The 1,649-nt window shown below is 75.1% G+C and carries 1 pseudogene; it reads left to right on the top strand.

The features are described 5' to 3' along the window. Positions 1-1,592 (top strand): annotated as a pseudogene (locus MXD58_RS27155) (hypothetical protein); the annotation flags it as partial. Positions 1,593-1,649: the final 57 nt, after the last annotated feature.

The raw sequence follows: 1,649 nt of genomic DNA, 5'->3' as shown, positions 1-1,649 counted from the left end.
GGTGGGCGCCGACCGTGGGCGTCGCGACCGCGCCGGTGGGCGAGGCGGACGCCGCAGCGCCGTCGCCAGGAGATGCGGATGGCGCGGCGCCGCCGCTGGGGGAGACGGTCGAGATCCCGTTCGTCGTCCACGGCATCTGGGTGGGCCAGCCGATGCCGGCGGTCACGGCGTTCCGCGAGAACTATGCCGCTGCCGCCCGCGGTTTCCCCGCGGCGACCATCGTGCTGTGGACGGACCTCCCCCGCGCCCGCGCCGCCGCCGTGCTCGCCGAACTCGAACCGAAATCGGCCCCGGCCGCCGACCCGGCGTCGCCGCCCGACGTCAAGGATCCGGCCGCTGACCCGGCCGCCGACCCGGCGTTGCCGCCCGACGTCAAGGATCCGGCCGCCGGTTCGCCCGCCGCTGCCCGGTCCGCGGATCGCCCATCCGCTGACAGCCAGACCGGGGACGACCCGTTGGCCGATGCGCGGGCGCTGGTCACCTGGGCACGGGAGTGCGGGGTGGCGCTGGTCAACGTGCACGAGGTGTTCCACGCCGGCCATCCGCTCTACCTGCATCCGCAGTATGTGCTGGAGATGGCCAAGCAGCGCCCGCGCGGCTACACCAGCGCCACCGACCATCTGCGGGTCGAGCTCGTGCACACCTTCGGCGGGCTCTACATCGACGGCGACATCCGCTTCGACGCAGGACCGCCTCGCGCGGAACAGTCGGACCTCGCGGAACAGCCTGGCGGCGCCGGGCCGAGGGGCGGCGCCGAGGCCGGGGGCGGACCGGCGCCGGCGTCGCTGCCGGAGCTGTTCGCGGCCGTCGCCGCGGCGCCGACGGCGTTCACCCTCAACGTCCTGCCTACCGGTGTCAGCAACGACCTGATCCTCGGCCCGGCGCGCCATCCGCTGCTGCGCCTGTGGATGGAGTGCGCGCGGCTGAACTACTGCCAGCCGCAGCGGGAGATCGCCGGCGGCCTCGACGTGATGGCCCGGCCCTACGTCGGTTACGCCTACCAGGGCCTTCGCCATCTCGCCCCGCACCGCACCGGCAGGGTCCACCACGGGGCCCTGGCGCTCACGGGCATCACCCGCGACGACCTCGTGCCCACGGCCGCTGCGGTCGTCCCCGCCAACGAGGTCACCTGGGTGCCCACGGGCCGCGACCGTGCCGACATCCGCCTGACCGGGGACAGCTTCCTGCCGCGCCTGCCCGGTGCCGACCGGGACGAGGTGCTGGAACGGACGATGGGGCTGGCGACGTTCCTGATCTGGCAGCTGGTGGCCAGGGAGGGCAACCTCTACCTGTCCGCCATCGAGCCGGTCGTCGCCGCCCTGCCGGACCCGGACGCCGTGTGGATCGCGTTGCTGCGCCTGCTCGCCGCCCTCGAACCGGTGCGGGCCGCAGTCACCTCGATCACCACCCAACGCCTCGGTGAGGGCGGCGCCCCCGAGCACCTGTGGCTGCCGCCGCAGGCCGCCGCGCTGATCGACGACACGTCAGTGGCCGCGTCGTGGTTCGGCCGCGACCCGGCCGAACCGGACCGTCCCGTATGGCTGCTCGACGAGGTCGTCGCCCCCGCCGCCCTGCGCCGGCCGGGAGCCTGACCGCCTACCACCGCCGAGGGCGGCTGCCGTGCGACGGCGGGGCCGGCAGGCCCGACC

This window comes from Frankia sp. AgKG'84/4 (genome assembly GCF_023242965.2).
In the GTDB taxonomy this organism is placed as follows: Bacteria; Actinomycetota; Actinomycetes; order Frankiales; family Frankiaceae; genus Frankia.
This window is presented reverse-complemented; position numbering and strand designations above follow the sequence as displayed.